The sequence below is a fragment of the Bradyrhizobium sp. Ash2021 genome (assembly GCF_031202265.1).
Classification (GTDB): domain Bacteria; phylum Pseudomonadota; class Alphaproteobacteria; order Rhizobiales; family Xanthobacteraceae; genus Bradyrhizobium.
The window spans coordinates 4493146-4507385 of record NZ_CP100604.1; the positions used below are offsets into that span (position 1 = coordinate 4493146).

Annotated in this window: 18 protein-coding genes and 1 tRNA gene; 9 read left to right on the forward strand and 10 right to left on the reverse strand. The window is 61.8% G+C overall.

Annotation, left to right across the window (positions count from 1 at the left end; all coding sequences use genetic code 11):
* The first annotated feature begins 238 nt into the window (after window positions 1-238).
* The 4 genes from epmA to NL528_RS21320 are packed head-to-tail and all read left to right on the forward strand — an operon-like array spanning window position 239 to window position 2884.
* Window positions 239-1291 carry an EF-P lysine aminoacylase EpmA gene (gene epmA, locus NL528_RS21305; protein WP_309184620.1) on the forward strand — a complete coding sequence of 351 codons (1053 nt, stop codon included), beginning with the start codon at window positions 239-241 and terminating at the stop codon, window positions 1289-1291.
* Entirely contained in the window at window positions 1288-2379 is a 1092-nt protein-coding gene (locus tag NL528_RS21310) for a lysine-2,3-aminomutase-like protein (protein ID WP_309184621.1), read from the forward strand. Before epmA ends, NL528_RS21310 begins: the two co-directional genes overlap by 4 nt.
* A gap of 8 nt (window positions 2380-2387) precedes the next feature.
* Window positions 2388-2600: a hypothetical protein gene (locus NL528_RS21315; protein WP_309184622.1), complete on the forward strand. Its 213-nt coding sequence runs from the start codon at window positions 2388-2390 to the stop codon at window positions 2598-2600.
* Between the two features lie 26 nt (window positions 2601-2626).
* Window positions 2627-2884, forward strand: coding sequence for a hypothetical protein (locus NL528_RS21320; RefSeq protein ID WP_309184623.1), 258 nt, complete (start codon window positions 2627-2629; stop codon window positions 2882-2884).
* Between the two features lie 59 nt (window positions 2885-2943).
* Here the strand turns inward: NL528_RS21320 and NL528_RS21325 are convergent, their stop codons facing one another.
* From NL528_RS21325 to NL528_RS21340, 4 genes are all read right to left on the reverse strand, one after another.
* Window positions 2944-4029, reverse strand: a complete 1086-nt coding sequence (locus tag NL528_RS21325) for a 3-deoxy-7-phosphoheptulonate synthase (RefSeq protein WP_309184624.1) — start codon at window positions 4027-4029, stop codon at window positions 2944-2946.
* Between the two features lie 242 nt (window positions 4030-4271).
* The gene (locus NL528_RS21330; protein WP_309184625.1) at window positions 4272-4844 is read right to left on the reverse strand and encodes a DUF308 domain-containing protein; all 573 of its coding nucleotides are present in this window, start codon (window positions 4842-4844) and stop codon (window positions 4272-4274) included.
* 103 nt (window positions 4845-4947) lie between these two features.
* On the reverse strand, window positions 4948-5985 hold the full coding sequence (locus tag NL528_RS21335; RefSeq protein WP_309184626.1) for a PrsW family glutamic-type intramembrane protease: 1038 nt from the start codon (window positions 5983-5985) through the stop codon (window positions 4948-4950).
* 470 nt (window positions 5986-6455) lie between these two features.
* Window positions 6456-6599 carry a hypothetical protein gene (locus NL528_RS21340; RefSeq protein ID WP_309184627.1) on the reverse strand — a complete coding sequence of 48 codons (144 nt, stop codon included), beginning with the start codon at window positions 6597-6599 and terminating at the stop codon, window positions 6456-6458.
* A 172-nt stretch (window positions 6600-6771) separates the two neighbouring features.
* Here NL528_RS21340 and NL528_RS21345 point away from each other — a divergent pair, with 172 nt between their 5' ends.
* Window positions 6772-7056, forward strand: coding sequence for a DUF2061 domain-containing protein (locus NL528_RS21345; protein ID WP_309184628.1), 285 nt, complete (start codon window positions 6772-6774; stop codon window positions 7054-7056).
* 11 nt (window positions 7057-7067) lie between these two features.
* On the opposite strand, the gene NL528_RS21350 is transcribed toward NL528_RS21345, so the two are convergent.
* The 3 genes from NL528_RS21350 to NL528_RS21360 form a co-directional block, all read right to left on the reverse strand.
* Entirely contained in the window at window positions 7068-7538 is a 471-nt protein-coding gene (locus tag NL528_RS21350) for a DUF2158 domain-containing protein (RefSeq protein ID WP_309184629.1), read from the reverse strand.
* Window positions 7539-7555: 17 nt separating this feature from the next.
* Window positions 7556-8788 (reverse strand): Zn-dependent hydrolase, encoded by a 1233-nt coding sequence (locus tag NL528_RS21355; RefSeq protein ID WP_309184630.1) that lies wholly within the window; start codon window positions 8786-8788, stop codon window positions 7556-7558.
* Window positions 8789-9195: 407 nt separating this feature from the next.
* Window positions 9196-9693 carry a DUF3617 family protein gene (locus tag NL528_RS21360; protein WP_309184631.1) on the reverse strand — a complete coding sequence of 166 codons (498 nt, stop codon included), beginning with the start codon at window positions 9691-9693 and terminating at the stop codon, window positions 9196-9198.
* 376 nt (window positions 9694-10069) lie between these two features.
* On the opposite strand from NL528_RS21360, the gene NL528_RS21365 reads away from it, so the two are divergent.
* Together NL528_RS21365 and NL528_RS21370 are read left to right on the forward strand one after the other, a co-directional pair.
* The gene (locus NL528_RS21365) at window positions 10070-10297 is read left to right on the forward strand and encodes a hypothetical protein (protein WP_309184632.1); all 228 of its coding nucleotides are present in this window, start codon (window positions 10070-10072) and stop codon (window positions 10295-10297) included.
* Window positions 10298-10691: 394 nt separating this feature from the next.
* A complete protein-coding gene (locus tag NL528_RS21370; RefSeq protein ID WP_309183221.1) occupies window positions 10692-11780 on the forward strand; it encodes an IS630 family transposase in 1089 nt (362 codons plus the stop codon).
* A 528-nt stretch (window positions 11781-12308) separates the two neighbouring features.
* On the opposite strand, the gene NL528_RS21375 is transcribed toward NL528_RS21370, so the two are convergent.
* Window positions 12309-12545, reverse strand: a complete 237-nt coding sequence (locus NL528_RS21375) for a hypothetical protein (protein ID WP_309184633.1) — start codon at window positions 12543-12545, stop codon at window positions 12309-12311.
* 76 nt (window positions 12546-12621) lie between these two features.
* Window positions 12622-12696: transfer RNA gene (locus tag NL528_RS21380), tRNA-Glu, on the reverse strand.
* A gap of 235 nt (window positions 12697-12931) precedes the next feature.
* Here NL528_RS21380 and NL528_RS21385 point away from each other — a divergent pair.
* Both NL528_RS21385 and NL528_RS21390 read left to right on the forward strand, forming a co-directional pair.
* Window positions 12932-13189, forward strand: coding sequence for a PilZ domain-containing protein (locus NL528_RS21385; protein ID WP_074278682.1), 258 nt, complete (start codon window positions 12932-12934; stop codon window positions 13187-13189).
* Window positions 13190-13220: 31 nt separating this feature from the next.
* Entirely contained in the window at window positions 13221-13472 is a 252-nt protein-coding gene (locus tag NL528_RS21390) for a hypothetical protein (protein WP_309184634.1), read from the forward strand.
* Between the two features lie 30 nt (window positions 13473-13502).
* On the opposite strand, the gene NL528_RS21395 is transcribed toward NL528_RS21390, so the two are convergent.
* Window positions 13503-14150, reverse strand: a complete 648-nt coding sequence (locus tag NL528_RS21395; protein ID WP_309184635.1) for a glutathione S-transferase — start codon at window positions 14148-14150, stop codon at window positions 13503-13505.
* Between the last annotated feature and the right edge of the window lie 90 nt (window positions 14151-14240).

The following is a 14240-nucleotide window of genomic DNA, read 5'->3' on the forward strand; positions in this document are numbered from 1 at the left end:
CAATAGCCGGCGAGGTTCAGCGCGTCCCAAGCTACCGGCACCGGTTGCGCGAATGGACAAGGCGCGTGTCTTTCGACATGAACAGACGATCCGAAAGGCGAGGGCCGTCCGGGGTCTCTAGCCGGTCGCACTGGCGAGGAAAAAGTCAAATAATGTCAATGGTATCCGCCGATCTTCTGAACCTGTTGATGGCCTCACTGGACGGTGGTCGGTCGCGGCGCGCCGGGGCTGGTTGCTGATGGCTGGGATCGACCAGCCATCGCCCTGGTGGTCGGCGGCGCGGTACGCCGATCGAAAACCGTTCCTGATGGCCAGGAGCGCCATCACCAAGGCCGTCAGGGCCTGGTTCGACGAGCAGGGCTTTGCCGAAGTCGAGACCGCAATCCTGCAGGTATCGCCGGGCAACGAGACGCATTTGCACGCCCCCCGCACCGAGTTGACCCGCGCCGACGGCACCCGCGCGACCCGCTATTTGCGGACCTCGCCGGAATTCGCGGCCAAGAAACTGCTGGCGGCGGGCGAGGCAAAGATCTTCGAGTTCGCCCGGGTATTTCGCGACCGCGAGCGCGGCGACCTGCATTTGCCGGAATTCACCATGCTGGAATGGTACCGCGCCAACGCGCCCTATGACGCCGTGATGGCCGACAGCATTGTCGTGATCGCGCAGGCGGCGCAGGCGACCGGGATCGGGCGATTTTCGTTTCGCGGCAGAACGGCCGACCCGTTTGCCGAGCCGGAATCGCTGACGGTGGCGGCGGCGTTCGAGCGCTTTGCCGGTATCGATCTGCTGGCGACGATCGCGGAGGGCGAAGGTGATCGCGCACAGCTTGCGGCGGCGGCCAAGACGCGGGTACGGATTGCGGATGATGACACCTGGTCAGACATTTTCAGCAAGGTGCTGGTCGAGCATGTCGAACCCAGGCTTGGGCAGGGGCGGTTGACGGTGCTGTTCGAATATCCGACCCCCGAAGCAGCGCTGGCGCGGGCCAAGGCGGCCGATCCGCGCGTCGCCGAACGTTTTGAGGTCTATGCCTGCGGCGTCGAGCTCGCCAACGGCTTTGGCGAGTTGACGGATGCGGCCGAGCAGCGCCATCGTTTTGATTTGGCGATGGACGAAAAGGCGCGGCGTTATGGCGAGCGTTATCCGCTTGACGACGATTTTCTCGATGCGGTCGCGGCGATGCCGGAATCAAGCGGCATAGCACTCGGCTTCGACCGGCTGGTGATGCTGGCCAGCGGCGCGCTGCGGATCGACCAGGTGGTGTGGACGCCGCCGGCAGGTGAGGCATGAACAGGATCGATCCAAAGCTGATTGCGACATTGCGTCTGCCCAGCGAACTGGTCGAACGGGGGCTTGCGCCGGCGGCGGATCTTGCCGGTCTCGAACGCGTCGCCGCGCGCTATGCGATCGCGGTGACGCCCGATATCGCCGCGCTGATCGACAGCGAAAACCCCGACGACCCGATCGCGCGCCAATTCCTCCCCGATGTCCGGGAACTAATCGAGCATGCCGGCGAGAGCGCCGATCCAATCGGCGACGATACCCATTCGCCGGTCGCCGGCATCGTCCATCGCTATCCCGACCGGGTGCTGTTCAAGCTGGTTCATGTCTGCGCGGTGTATTGCCGGTTTTGTTTCCGTCGCGAAATGGTCGGGCCGGGCAAGGCGACGGCACTCTCGGAGGGCGCCTACCGCGCTGCGCTCGATTACATCCGTAACCATTCAGAAGTATGGGAAGTCATCCTGACCGGCGGCGATCCCCTGATGTTGTCGCCGCGCCGGATCGCCGAAATCATGGCGGATCTCGCCGCCATCGATCACGTTAGGATCATCCGTATCCACACCCGCGTACCCGTTGCCGATCCCGCGCGGATCAGCCCCGAAATGGTCGCTGCGCTTAAGGTGGAGGGCGCGACCACTTGGCTTGCAATTCACGCCAACCATCCGCGCGAGCTGAGCGACACGGCGCGCGCCGCGGTCGCCCGCCTGGCCGATGCCGGCATTCCCCTGGTAAGCCAGTCGGTTTTGCTGCGCGGCGTCAATGACGATGCGGCAACGCTGGAGGCCCTGATGCGGGCTTTGGTCGAATGCCGGATCAAGCCCTACTATCTGCACCACGGCGATCTGGCACCCGGCACGGCGCATCTCCGCACCACGATCGAGCAAGGACAGGAACTGATGCGGGCCTTGCGGGGACGGGTATCCGGCCTGTGCCAGCCGGACTATGTGCTCGACATTCCCGGGGGCCATGGCAAGGCGCCGGTGGGCCCGAATTATTTGTCGCATGCGAATTCCCGGGAAGGTGAACTATCCTCGGAAACGCGTTATCGTGTCGTGGATTATTGTGGTGACGTTCATCTCTATCCTCCGAAGCCGTGACCGGCCCGATGACAGACGAGGGCGGGGTGAGCCCGGAGCCGCCGGAAGATGAGCGCCATCGCAACGTCGAAAACGCCGTGATGCTCGGTTTCTTTGCTGTGCTGGTGGCGGCGGGAATCTGGTTACTTGGCACCATGGCCGATCTGCGAAAGGTGCAGGACTGTGCTGCCCAGGGACGCCGGAATTGCGCCGTTGTCGACGTTCCCCAGCGGACGCGATAAAGAGAGTTTCGAAAGGGAGAACCAAGATGCGAAAAACAATCCTGTCGATAGCGCTGCTGGTTCTGATCGGCGGTCCCGCCGCGTTCGCGCAGGGCGGAACATCGACGGTTCCGAAAAACTCGGCGGGAGCCGACAAGCCTGCAATACAGGCACCGGTCGGTCATCGCCAGCCGCGCGCGGGCGATGTGCCAGACGAGAAAAACCTGAGCGATCCGAACGATCCGCTCAGCAAGGAAAATGCCGCTCTCGACAAGAAGATCAAGAGCATCTGCCGCGGCTGCTAGGCGGCGATGGCGCGCCCTGGCGGCGGGGCGCGAAACATCGCGCCCCGCACGCTGACCGGCTAGGCCGAACGTTCCCGGAAGTTGCCCGGCCGCACTTCCCGCCGAGCCGCGACGGCGTCGGCCAGCAGGTTCAGTGCCGACACAGTCGTTTCCCAGTCGATGCAGCCATCGGTAATGCTCTGCCCGTAGGTTAACGCTACGCCCGGCACCACATCCTGGCGGCCGGCGACCAGATTGCTCTCGATCATGACGCCGACGATGCGCTGCTCGCCGTCGGATATCTGACGGGCGACATCGGCGACGACCAGCGGCTGGTTCTCCGGCTTCTTGCTCGAATTGGCGTGGCTGGCATCGACCATCATCCGCGGCATCACGCCTGAACGGGCGAGTTCGGCCGCGGCGGAATCGATGCTGGCTGCGTCATAATTCGGCTTGCTGCCGCCGCGCAGAATGACGTGGCAGTCCTCATTGCCCGACGTCGCCGCGATCGCGGACCGTCCGCCCTTGGTGACCGCCATGAAATGGTGCGGATGCGATGCCGACTTCACGGCGTCAGCGGCGATGCGCACATTGCCATCAGTGCCGTTCTTGAAGCCCACCGGGCAGGACAGTCCGGACGCAAGCTCACGATGAATTTGGCTCTCCGTGGTACGCGCGCCGATGGCCGCCCACGCCACCAGATCGGCGATGTATTGCGGCGTCGTCATGTCGAGGAACTCGGTCCCCGCCGGCACACCGAGATTGTTCACGGCCGAAAGCACGTTGCGCGCGAGACGCAGCCCCTTGTTGATGTTGAAGCTGCCATCGAGATCCGGATCGTTGATCAGGCCCTTCCACCCCACTGTGGTGCGCGGCTTCTCGAAGTAGACGCGCATCACGATCTCGAGGCGATCGGCAAGCCGTTCGCGCAAGGCGGCGAGGCGCTCGGCGTATTCCACGGCTGCAACGGGATCATGGACCGAGCAGGGCCCGACTACGACCAGAAGGCGGTCGTCGGTACCGCTCAGGATAGCGTGGACGGCGTTACGCGCCGCCATCACGATGCGCGTTGCGGTCAAGGTGCGCGGTATTTCGCGCATCACCTCTTCGGGCGTACTCAGCTCTTTCAGTTCCTTTATTCGAAGATCGTCTGTGGTGCTCAACACGGCGGGCTCCTGTGTGTGTTTTAAGGACCTGCCGGCGCAACAAAAAAGCCGCCAGGTCTGGCGGCTGTTCGGACTTCTTGCTGCAATACTTCAGATTGAGCGTGATCCTCCCAGCGCCAGCGAGCTGTCGAAGCTAAAGTACCAAAAATAGCTGGTGGCGATGGTGGTCATGGCCGCTCTATAGCGCACGCCTGGTGTCTTGTCATCCCCAAATCGGGGCGGCGAGCACCGTCGCCGCCGATTCAGGAATTACGCGCGGCGAGCGCCACGCCGATCAGCGTCGCGCCGCCGAACAACAGATTGATGCCGACCAAAAGGCCGATCGCCCAGTCCGCCGAGCCGGGCAGGCCGGCAATGATCAAAAACGCGATTACGATGTCCATCAGTCCGCCGAACAGGAGCCAGGACCAGCGTTCGGACAATTCGCGGCGGTGTTCCAGCGCGTACATGATGGTGGCGACGCCTTCGGCGAGAAAGTAGGCGCCGACGACGATGGTGAGCGTGAGGATGCCCTGTACGGGCCGCGCCAGCAGGATCATGCCGGCGAGCACGGCGAGCGCTGCCGAAATCAGCGACCACCAGAAGCCAGGCATGTGGCGGGCCCAGAACGTCACGATCAGTCCGCCGATGCCGCTGATCAGGAACATCCAGCCGAGGAAGATGGTGACCGCGAGGCTGGCGAGCGGCGGCACGACGATCGCCGCCAGTCCGAGCGCCGCGAGCAGGATGCCTTCGAACAAGAAGGCCTTCCAATGCGCTTTGACCGCAGCGCTCATGTCGGACTGCAATTTGTTGATGTCGTTGGGAAGGGTCATCGCAAGCTCTCCCGGTACGCGCGAGCCTGATGGCATACTAAGGCGTTTTCGAGCGCAGTGGAAACCGGTTGGGGAAAAGAAAACGCGTCAACCGGAAGGAGGCTTATCCCTGTCCGGGTGCCGACGAAAAGCCCTCCGACGTCGTCCGCATTCGATTGCGGCCGAAAACATAGACCGCCGTGGTAGCCACCAGCAGCGCGAAGCCGATCAGGATCGATGTCAGCCCGATCGGGACCAGAACCAGCGACGCGTTGCGCTCCGGATTGATGAACCAGTGGTGCAGCGAAGTCAGCAGGAAGGCGACACCTGCGAAGCCCGCGCCGCCGCCGGCGACCAACAGCGCCCACATCCGCCGCAACTGGCTCAGCCGCTCGCGCGCCAGTTCAGTGCGCGGCGCGTGGTGCCGGCCGACCCGGCGCACCAGCCGCACCGCAAATCCGATCGAACTGAAGCCGATCAAAACGCTGGTCGATCCCAGGATCAACCGGGTGGTATCACTGAGGTCGGAATTTTTCTGCAGCGTCAACAGCGGAAAATCGAATCCGGCATGCAGCGCGATCGGCGCGAACAACACCAGAATCAGGCTCGAGATGCGTGCCCAGTCGCGGTGGTGCCGGTGTGCGCCGAGCGCGGTGCCGGCGCGCGCGATGGCGAGGTACGCGCCGGCGATGATACCGAGCGCACCGTGGAACGGCACGGTCAGGACGCTGCGCAAGGCGGCCAGCGATTGCCACATGTCGGCGTGCTGCACGAGATAAGCGAGGTTCTCATACGCCGCGAATCCGAGTCCGGCGGCGGCGCCGTAGACGACGGTGTCCATCGGGTCCGCAAAAGTCCGGCGCCGGGCCGACACGGCGACAATCACCAAAACCTTGACGATCTCTTCGGGGGCGGCGACGCCGAAGAGCGAGCGCAGCGCCTGCGTCATCCAGGGATTGCCGGGGATCGCCAGCAGCGCGTTGAACGGCGCGCGGGCGATACCCAGCAAAGAGATGCTGGCGGCACCGAGCAGGAAGGCGACCCAGACCCGGGCAGGCGGGCCGGGCCGCTCATCGGCGGCGATCACAAGCCACAGCACCAGCAATGCGGGTGCGATTGCGGCGGCGCCGATGACGGTGGGAAGGGACTCGAGCAGCAGCATCTAGCGGAACTTTACCTGTCGGATCGAAAATGGCGCAAATTCAGCGCTTTGCAAGAACATCCTGGTCGCACCGGTGCTGACCGGAACTTCCAAAATTCCGAGGATTCGGAAGCGGCCGGCACAGCAATTCGCGGTGACAACCAAAACGGTGCAGATCATCGCCGCACCGTCCGCGGTTGCTCTATCAGCGCCAATGTAACCCTCGCGCAACGACATTCATTGCCCAATTCTTCTATAAATGCTGCCTGTGGAGCATCAACGCAACCCGTCCGCAAAGGGCATTGGTGGGCGTGAACCGCAAGTTCAACTTCGGTGGCCCGGTGGTCGCCAAGGATCAATCTGTAAGGATCAATTTGTACTGAGTTTCCTTCCGAGCCAAATCAAAAGCCCCGGCAACGTCCCGGGCTTTTTTGTGCCCAAGAGACGACCCAGAATACGCGCCCATTGAAATGGAGACGTCAGCGGGCGGCTCAGCAACCGCGGCAGATGCCGTGCGGCTTGGCATTGACCATGGCGTCCTCGTCGCCGATCCCGTCGATATATTTTTTTGCTGTCGACGGTTGAGGCCTGCGGCCGTACAGGCGGTCGCGCCGCCGGGGCAGCAGTCTTGTCATAGCAAGCAAGCCTCGTGGCGGGATCCGCGATTGATCTGCCCGGTGGTCCAAGAACGTTGCGCGACCGTCGGACCGACCGGAGCGGGAAAGTCACGGGAGCGCGACGATCGTGGGACAGTCCGGCACGCGGGCGTGATAGTTTCGATCGGAGCCAGACAGGAGGCATGAGCGGGTGCTTTTTCGTGGAGCAGAGACGCATGCGAGATCGGTTCTCAAAGCCGTCAGTTGGCGAACGCTGGGAACGCTCGACACATTCGCCATCAGCTGGTTCATGATCGGCAGGGTCGAGATCGCCGGCTCAATCGCCGGCCTCGAGGTCGTCACCAAGATCGCCTGGTATTACCTGCACGAGCGCGTCTGGGCCGACATTCAATGGGGCGGCGAAGGTGAATTGGTTTTCGGCCGGCGCGAACAGAAACAACGCCGGCCTCTCAAGCAGCGCCCGATCTCGGCTTAATCAGGTCCCGGTTAATGCGGTCCTATCGTCTTGTGGGCTGTTGGCGCGCTCCGCTTCCGCTTGGCGACAGTCACCGTCACGCCAGGGGCGCCGCACTTGGTAGCACTCTCGCCTTGTTCCGCCGGGACATTCATCGCGGAAACCATCTCATCGAGAACCAGTTTGTAATCGCCCGCAGTTTCGTCCGGAAGCGCTTCCGTTTTCCCTGCCGGGTTCTGTTGCAATCCGGCCGGCTCGATCGCCCTGTGGTCGAATCTCGCGCGTTCGAACTTGTCCCCTACGAACCAGGCGCAGAGCACGCCGGTGATCTTGTTGTCGTCAAAAATATCCGTGTTGACGGTATCGACGGTCATGGTCGGGCCGCCGGATTTCAGCACAACGAGGTCGCCTGACTTGAAGGTCATCGGCAAAACTCCCAGCGGATTCGCGCGAATCGCGCACGAGTGCGCCGCAACAATAACAAATTGCCACGGCTTCGGCATCGCCGAAGCGGAGGCGCTCATCCCGCCAGCAGGCGGCGGCAGGCGTCGGTAAAAACCCGCGCACCGGTGACGATGTCGGCGTCGGCCGTGTTTTCGGTCCAGTGATGACTGATGCCGCCGATCGAGGGCACGAACAGCATGCCCGCCGGCATGATCGTGGCGAGCACCTGGGCATCATGGCCGGCGCCGCTGGGCATGCGGATGGACCTGCCGCCGGCAAAGGCGGCACTCGCAGCCTCGATGGTCTGCTGAATGACGCCATCCATCAGGGCTGGCGCGCCGGTACGAAGACGCTCCACGTTCACCCCGCAGCGGCCTTGCACGGTGACCTCGGCGGCCATGCTTTGCAATAATCCCTCCAGGCGCTCGATGACGGTTGGGTCGTCGTCGCGCATCTGGAACAGCATCTCGGCGCTGCCCGGGATAATGCTCGGCGCGCCCGGATCGAGCGTGATGCGGCCGGTGGTCCAAACCGTGCGCGGTCCGCAATGCGCGGGAAAGCGATCGTCGATGGCGACGCAAAACCTCGCCAGCGCCACGCCGGCATCCCTGCGAACGGCCATGCGGGTGGTGCCGGCGTGATTTTGCTCGCTAGTAAAGCTGAACCGGTATTGCCAGATCCCGACGATGGAGGTGACGACACCGATCGCAAGCCGGCCGCTTTCGAGCGTCTCGCCTTGCTCGATATGCGCCTCCAAATAGCCGATGTGCCGCCCGCGTTCGGCCGTCACGCGCGCCCGGTCGGCAAGACCGACATCGCGCAGGGCGTCCCGCATGGTCCGGCCGCTGCTGCGGTCGCGCGCGCCGTCGATTTCGGCCTCGGTGACGCCGCCAACGTAGGACCTGCTGCCGAGGAAGCTTCCGAAATGTCCTTCCTCATCGCACCAGGCGGCGACTTCGACCGCGCCGCGTAACGTCGGATCGGGATTGATGACGCGGGCGGCCTCGAGGGCATAGACGACGCCGAGCGGCCCATCGAGCCAGCCCGCAAAATTCTGGCTTTCGAGATGCGAGCCCGCCAACAGTTTCGGCCCGGATTTCGTAGTGGTGCCGAGCACGTTGCCGATGCCATCGATATCGGCGGTGAGCCCGGCTTCGGGAAGCTTCCCGGCAAGCCATTTGAGCGAGCGCATATGCGGTTCAGAGAAGGTCGGCTTGTGAGCGCCGGTCTTGTAGGCGCCGATGCCGCGGAGCGTGTTGAGATCCGCAAGCACCCGGACACCGTCGACTAGAGAACAATCGTCAGGCATGAAGCGCAACCTCGCAAAAGTTCAAGCACGCCGTTTGAACAGCTCTTAACGTCGATCGGGCAATGTCTCTAACATTGGATGAACATGTTTTAACGACAGCGCGTCAAAGAGTCTCATGGAATCAGGATACTAGGATATCATGGTGGGCCGAGCGCCGCTGTGGCGCGCGGGGAGTGCTGGACGTGGTCGGGCTCGGTTGATGATGTGTGTGCGTCGTGCTGGCCGCCCTGTTGCTGGCCGCCGCATCAGCCGACGCCAAGCGCGTGGCTTGGTCGGAATGAGCAAATACAAGAATATCGCCGCAGGGGGTTCGTAACTGGAGCCGCGAAACGGCCCGCCGGTTCACGCCCGGGACACTGAAGCGGTTGCCCCAATGGTGCACCTCAAGCGAGGAGCGAGAGGCCGCTTTATCGCTCACGGCCGCTGCGTTCGCAATCGCCGACCCTCTGCGCTACGACGGTTTCTTTCGTCGATATCTTTCCAATGGTACCCTGATTGATCTCTGTATAAGCGCTGTCATTCTTCACATCGATCTGGGTCTCGATCGGTACACCACTTTCACAGGCTCTCTGGAAAACATAACCACCGTCTGTCTTCCGAACGTTTTTGGTTTTGCAGGCTCCAAAGTGGGACGGTGTGAATTCCGCTTTCAGCGCGGAGGTTGGATCGACACAGCGAGTCATTTCTCGGTCGATTGACAATCCGCTGGTGGGCAGCCGATTGGTCGGCTTGCCGTCAGTCTCCAACGTCCTTTCAAATTTCCACAGCCCACTCCGAAAAGTTGGACCGTCATACGCCAGACATGCCGGCATGGCCGCAAACAGCGCGATTGCAGCCGTGGCTGCTAGCATTCCTGGGCGTCGTACCGAGTTAGACTTATCCTCCCAGCGTGCCAGTTCGGTCATTGCGCTCTCCATATCGAAAGCCCCAACAACGTCTAGGTAATGCCCGCACTCGGATCATCAAGCTTGATAATTCCGCCGTCGGCGCCGCGGCGGCCCGCTAGCCTGACAGGTAAACTTTGGCTCCAGATCGGGCAGCCGCACGTGGTGGGGCCAGCGATCGGCCGAGACCGCGACAGAATGGCCGCCGCGATAGTTGACACAATATAGCAGCAGTCGTCTTTTTCTGGCGCTGCACGGAAGCAATTTTGCCAGGAATCGCGCTCAGTCTGAATACGCCATTCCGGAAATGAACTCGTGCCTGTTAAGGCCAAGGGCGGCGGCGGGATCAGAGGGTGGCAAGCGCTCGAAGCACAACAGACTTGGAGAGACCATCAAGATGCGTATCAACGAAGAGGCCGTTAGCTTTTCTGCATTCTCGCTGACGAAGATTCTGGTTGGCGAGTTGTTGCGGAAAGGAATTTTAGATCGGGAAGAACTCATTTGGGCGATCCGCAAAGAAATAGAGGAGCAGCGGACGATCGCAGCGCCGACAAATCAAGATGCGGCAACGTTGCTGGCGGTGTATTGCGACGAAATCCAACCGAGTGAGCACCCGGACGACTAAGAAGGAGGCCAAAGAAATGGCCCCAGCGCACCAACCGCTGCAACGCACGACGCCGCTCAAGCGGAGTATGGTGGCTTGGCGGCGTTGGATTTAGCCCCGGACAGTGAAATTTCCAGGCAAGGATATGTCAGCACAATCCGTGCCAAGGCTCGATGACGACTACGTCACGATCTGGTAGGCCTTGGTGACCTCTCGGCGCGGCGTGGCAGGGCCGAGGTCTAGTTCAGCGCCCGCAGCATTGCGACTGCTCAGGGCACGTTCACCGCCGGCAGCGGCCGGGTAGGCAGCGGTTTGAACTGATACTGATGCCCGCGAACCATCGCGGAGAGCGCAGCTAGTGTTCTGTCACTGACATTTGAATCCCAACTTGTCGCGAACATGATTCACTCGCGGCATGGGAAATGACTTGATTGTACTTGATCGCAAGGCTCGCAGGGAACTGGAGCAACTGCTCACCGATGGAAACACGGCTCAGAAGATCGCCAAGCGAGCGAGGATCGTGCTGATGACGGCGGACGGTCATGGCGTCGTGGCGATTATGCGTGAGGTCGGGGTTTCGAAGACCACCGTCTGGCGCTGGCAGGACTATTTTGCCGAGGCCGGCGTCGATGGTCTGATCAAAGGCCGCTCCAAGCCGCCTGGCCGAAAGCCGCTCAGCGCTGCCATGAAGCTCAAGGTCGTCGAGAAGACCGTGAAGGAGCGTCCCGCCAATGCCACGCACTGGAGCGTGCGGTCGATGGCGGAAGAAATGGGCATCAGCCACACGAGCGTGCAGCGCATCTGGGCCGAACACGGCCTCAAGCCGCATCTCGTGCGCAGCTTCAAGATCTCCAACGATCCCGACTTCGTCGCGAAGGTCGAGGACATCGTCGGCCTTTACGTCGATCCGCCGGAGAAGGCGCTGGTGCTTTCCGTCGATGAGAAGAGCCAAATCCAGGCACTCGACCGCACGCAGCCGGGTTTGCCCTTGAAAAAGGGCCGTGCCGGCACGATGACCCATGATTACAAGCGCAACGGCACCACAACACTCTTCGCCGCGCTCGATGTGGCGGCCGGTACCGTCATCGGCGAATGTCTGGCACGCCATCGGGCAGACGAGTTCCTGTCGTTTCTGAAAACAATCGACCGCGAGACGCCCGCACATCTCGATCTGCATCTGATCCTCGACAACTACGCCACCCACAAGACGCCGGCCGTGAAGCGCTGGTTGGCGCGACACAAACGCTTCACACTGCACTTCACGCCGACATCCTGTTCCTGGCTCAACCTCGTCGAGCGGCTCTTCGCCGAAATCACTCGCCAGCGCATCCGGCGAGGAACCTTCAACGACGTCACCGAACTCAAGACCGCGATTGACGAGTGGATCGAGCATCGAAACCAAAACCCAAAGCCCTTCAAGTGGACCGCCAGCGCCAAATCCATCCTCGCAAAGCACCGCCGAGCCAAAAAAGCGCTCGCCATCGCAAAAGCGGGATGCAAATGAATGAGTCAGAACACTAGAAATACGAATACAAGCGCGATGGTTCGCATGTCTAAAAATAAAATGCGCATATTGTATCAGGACCATCAAGCACGGTGGTGAGTCGACAAAAGCGCGGATGATCTATCCAACTCACCGCCTGCGGCAACGTATCGCAACCAGCGACTGCTGAAGAATTGCCTTAGCCATCTGCTGAGATCGTCTGAACGCCTGAACTCAGCGGATCGCAAAGTCTGGGCGACATCCTCGAAATGAAGCTTTTCTTGCTCGGGCTTCATGACATCGCCTCGCGGTGAAGCCGGACCTTGCGCATCTCATCCAAAAGCATGCGGCAAAATTCGCGGTATAGAAGGTTGATGATTTCCCGCATGACCTGACCCCGTTGTTAAGTCACGGAGGCATCTTGGGCCGTTACGGTTGCAGAATTTCTTCGCCGAAGCATGAAAATGGTTTCGCAGCCCGATCCCTGTGTTTCGTCGGCAGGCGGCCACGAAACGGCTTCACGGGATTGCGAGGTACGGGCTGGAATTTCTATCCGCCCGTTCCCATGGCGGCTGGCTCAAAAAACGGCCGGACGTCGGCGCCGCGGCGGCGCCAGGCTTTGTAGGAAAACCGCGGCTCCAGATCTGACCGCCGGATATCGTCGGACCATTGATCAGAGTTGATGACGACCGAACGGGCAAAGCGGTAGTCGCCGCAGTAGACCAGCAGCCGGCGAGGGCCCGAGGACCGCATCCCGCCGAGTGTGATTTTCTGTTGGCGATCCATGGTCGCAGTCCACACGCCTAAATTGGACATATGCTGGACATCAAGGATCTTCGCGGAGTTAAGCCATTGAAACATATGGCGCTCCCTAGCGGAATCGAACCGCTCTCTCCACCGTGAAAGGGTGGCGTCCTAACCGATAGACGAAGGGAGCAAAAAACAACTGGCAAATCAGTGCTTTACGCGCTTGGCTTGCCGTGTTGGTCCCGGCCGCGACGAAGGATCAAGGCGGGACGGGCGAACGTATAGTGGCGTTTGGCCGGGCGGGCAAGCCGCCCGAAAAGGCCTTTTGCGGGCCATTCGGGATCGTGTCGGAGGCCCGGCGCCCGCCGAAAGCGTCGGCCAGTTCGCAACGCTTTTTAAAGCCGCAAGGCGTAAGGAATGCCGCCATGGCGATCGGAACCAAAAAGCGCGAGGCGCGCAAATCACTGCGTCAATCCGGCTGGATCACGCTCGAAGGCGGCTTCGCGGCACGCCCATGCGTGGTGCAGGACATGTCGACGACGGGCGCGAAGGTCACGATCGACGATCCCAACACGTTGCCCGCCAAATTGCGGCTGGCATTTTCGCGCGACGCCCGGACCGGGCGAAACTGCGAAGTGGTCTGGCGCCGCGGCAAATCGGTGGGCGTCAAGTTCGTCCGCTAGCGCCCGTCGGCGCCGCGCGGTAAAAGGCGCGATGCGAAAAACCCTGCTGATCATCATCGTCGCCGGATGGCCGGCCTTCGCGTTGGCTCAGCAACATGGCCACGAGAAGTCCGGCCAAGCTCCGACCTCGGGCAAGCCGATTGCGCTCAACAAGGGAGCCGCCCGCAGCAATACGTGCGCCGAATATGGTGCGGGCTTCGTCAAGGCCGAGGGCTCCGACACCTGCGTGAAGATCGGCGGGTACGTCAGCAGCGGGGCCAGTGCCTATATGGGCGCGCGCTGAGCAACGCTGCTGTTTTGTTTGACGCGTCCTTTATGTCATCGGCGGCGCGATGAATTTGATAAACCCCGGCCGCTCCGAGATCTGCGCGAACCAGCTTTCGAGACAGGGCAGCTTCGGCTTGGTGACGCCTTCGACGCCGAACCACCGCCGCGCAAAGGCGCCGACCGCGATATCGGCAATCGTGAACTGATCGCCCTCGATGAAGGGCCGGTTCGCCAGCTGCTGCTCCATGATACGCCACACCACGGCTTCGGCGTCGACATCCTTCTGGATCGCGACCATGTCGCGTTTTTCGGGCGGCGTCCGCACCAGCGCCCAGAACACGGGGCGGTCGACCGGCTGCAGGGTCGACAGCGTCCAGTCCAGCCACCGATCGACGGCGGCGCGCTGCTGTGGCGCTTGCGGATAGATCGGCGAGCCCTGGCCGTACACGAGACAGAGATAACGCATCACCGAATTGGATTCCCAGAGCACATAATCGCCGTCGACCAGGGTCGGCACGCGGCCGTTGGGATTCATCGCGAGATAGGCAGCCTCGTTGTTCTTGCCGAACTGCATGCCGGCATCGATGCGATGATAGCTGATATCGAGTTCGTGCAGGCACCACAGCACTTTTTGCACATTGACCGAGTTGGCCCGGCCCCAGATCGTGAGTTGGTTTTGCTTGTCGTTGGCCACGCGCTTTTGCTCCCGCTGATCCGCTTGTCGCAGTTCATATCGGAATTCCCGCCGAAAAGCGCTGATACGATTGCTCCGAGGCCAAAAAAA

What these genes read in the sequence shown, in the direction of transcription:
- NL528_RS21365 (WP_309184632.1), top strand. Translation starts at nt 10,070, where the DNA reads ATGCGTATCAACGAAGAGGCCGTTAGCTTTTCTGCATTCTCGCTGACG.
- NL528_RS21330 (WP_309184625.1), bottom strand. Translation starts at nt 4,844, where the DNA reads ATGACCCTTCCCAACGACATCAACAAATTGCAGTCCGACATGAGCGCT.
- NL528_RS21375 (WP_309184633.1), bottom strand. Translation starts at nt 12,545, where the DNA reads ATGGATCGCCAACAGAAAATCACACTCGGCGGGATGCGGTCCTCGGGC.
- NL528_RS21310 (WP_309184621.1), top strand. Translation starts at nt 1,288, where the DNA reads ATGAACAGGATCGATCCAAAGCTGATTGCGACATTGCGTCTGCCCAGC.
- NL528_RS21360 (WP_309184631.1), bottom strand. Translation starts at nt 9,693, where the DNA reads ATGACCGAACTGGCACGCTGGGAGGATAAGTCTAACTCGGTACGACGC.
- NL528_RS21315 (WP_309184622.1), top strand. Translation starts at nt 2,388, where the DNA reads ATGACAGACGAGGGCGGGGTGAGCCCGGAGCCGCCGGAAGATGAGCGC.
- epmA (WP_309184620.1), top strand. Translation starts at nt 239, where the DNA reads ATGGCTGGGATCGACCAGCCATCGCCCTGGTGGTCGGCGGCGCGGTAC.
- NL528_RS21320 (WP_309184623.1), top strand. Translation starts at nt 2,627, where the DNA reads ATGCGAAAAACAATCCTGTCGATAGCGCTGCTGGTTCTGATCGGCGGT.
- NL528_RS21335 (WP_309184626.1), bottom strand. Translation starts at nt 5,985, where the DNA reads ATGCTGCTGCTCGAGTCCCTTCCCACCGTCATCGGCGCCGCCGCAATC.
- NL528_RS21350 (WP_309184629.1), bottom strand. Translation starts at nt 7,538, where the DNA reads ATGCCGAAGCCGTGGCAATTTGTTATTGTTGCGGCGCACTCGTGCGCG.
- NL528_RS21340 (WP_309184627.1), bottom strand. Translation starts at nt 6,599, where the DNA reads ATGACAAGACTGCTGCCCCGGCGGCGCGACCGCCTGTACGGCCGCAGG.
- NL528_RS21385 (WP_074278682.1), top strand. Translation starts at nt 12,932, where the DNA reads ATGGCGATCGGAACCAAAAAGCGCGAGGCGCGCAAATCACTGCGTCAA.
- NL528_RS21355 (WP_309184630.1), bottom strand. Translation starts at nt 8,788, where the DNA reads ATGCCTGACGATTGTTCTCTAGTCGACGGTGTCCGGGTGCTTGCGGAT.
- NL528_RS21390 (WP_309184634.1), top strand. Translation starts at nt 13,221, where the DNA reads ATGCGAAAAACCCTGCTGATCATCATCGTCGCCGGATGGCCGGCCTTC.
- NL528_RS21370 (WP_309183221.1), top strand. Translation starts at nt 10,692, where the DNA reads ATGGGAAATGACTTGATTGTACTTGATCGCAAGGCTCGCAGGGAACTG.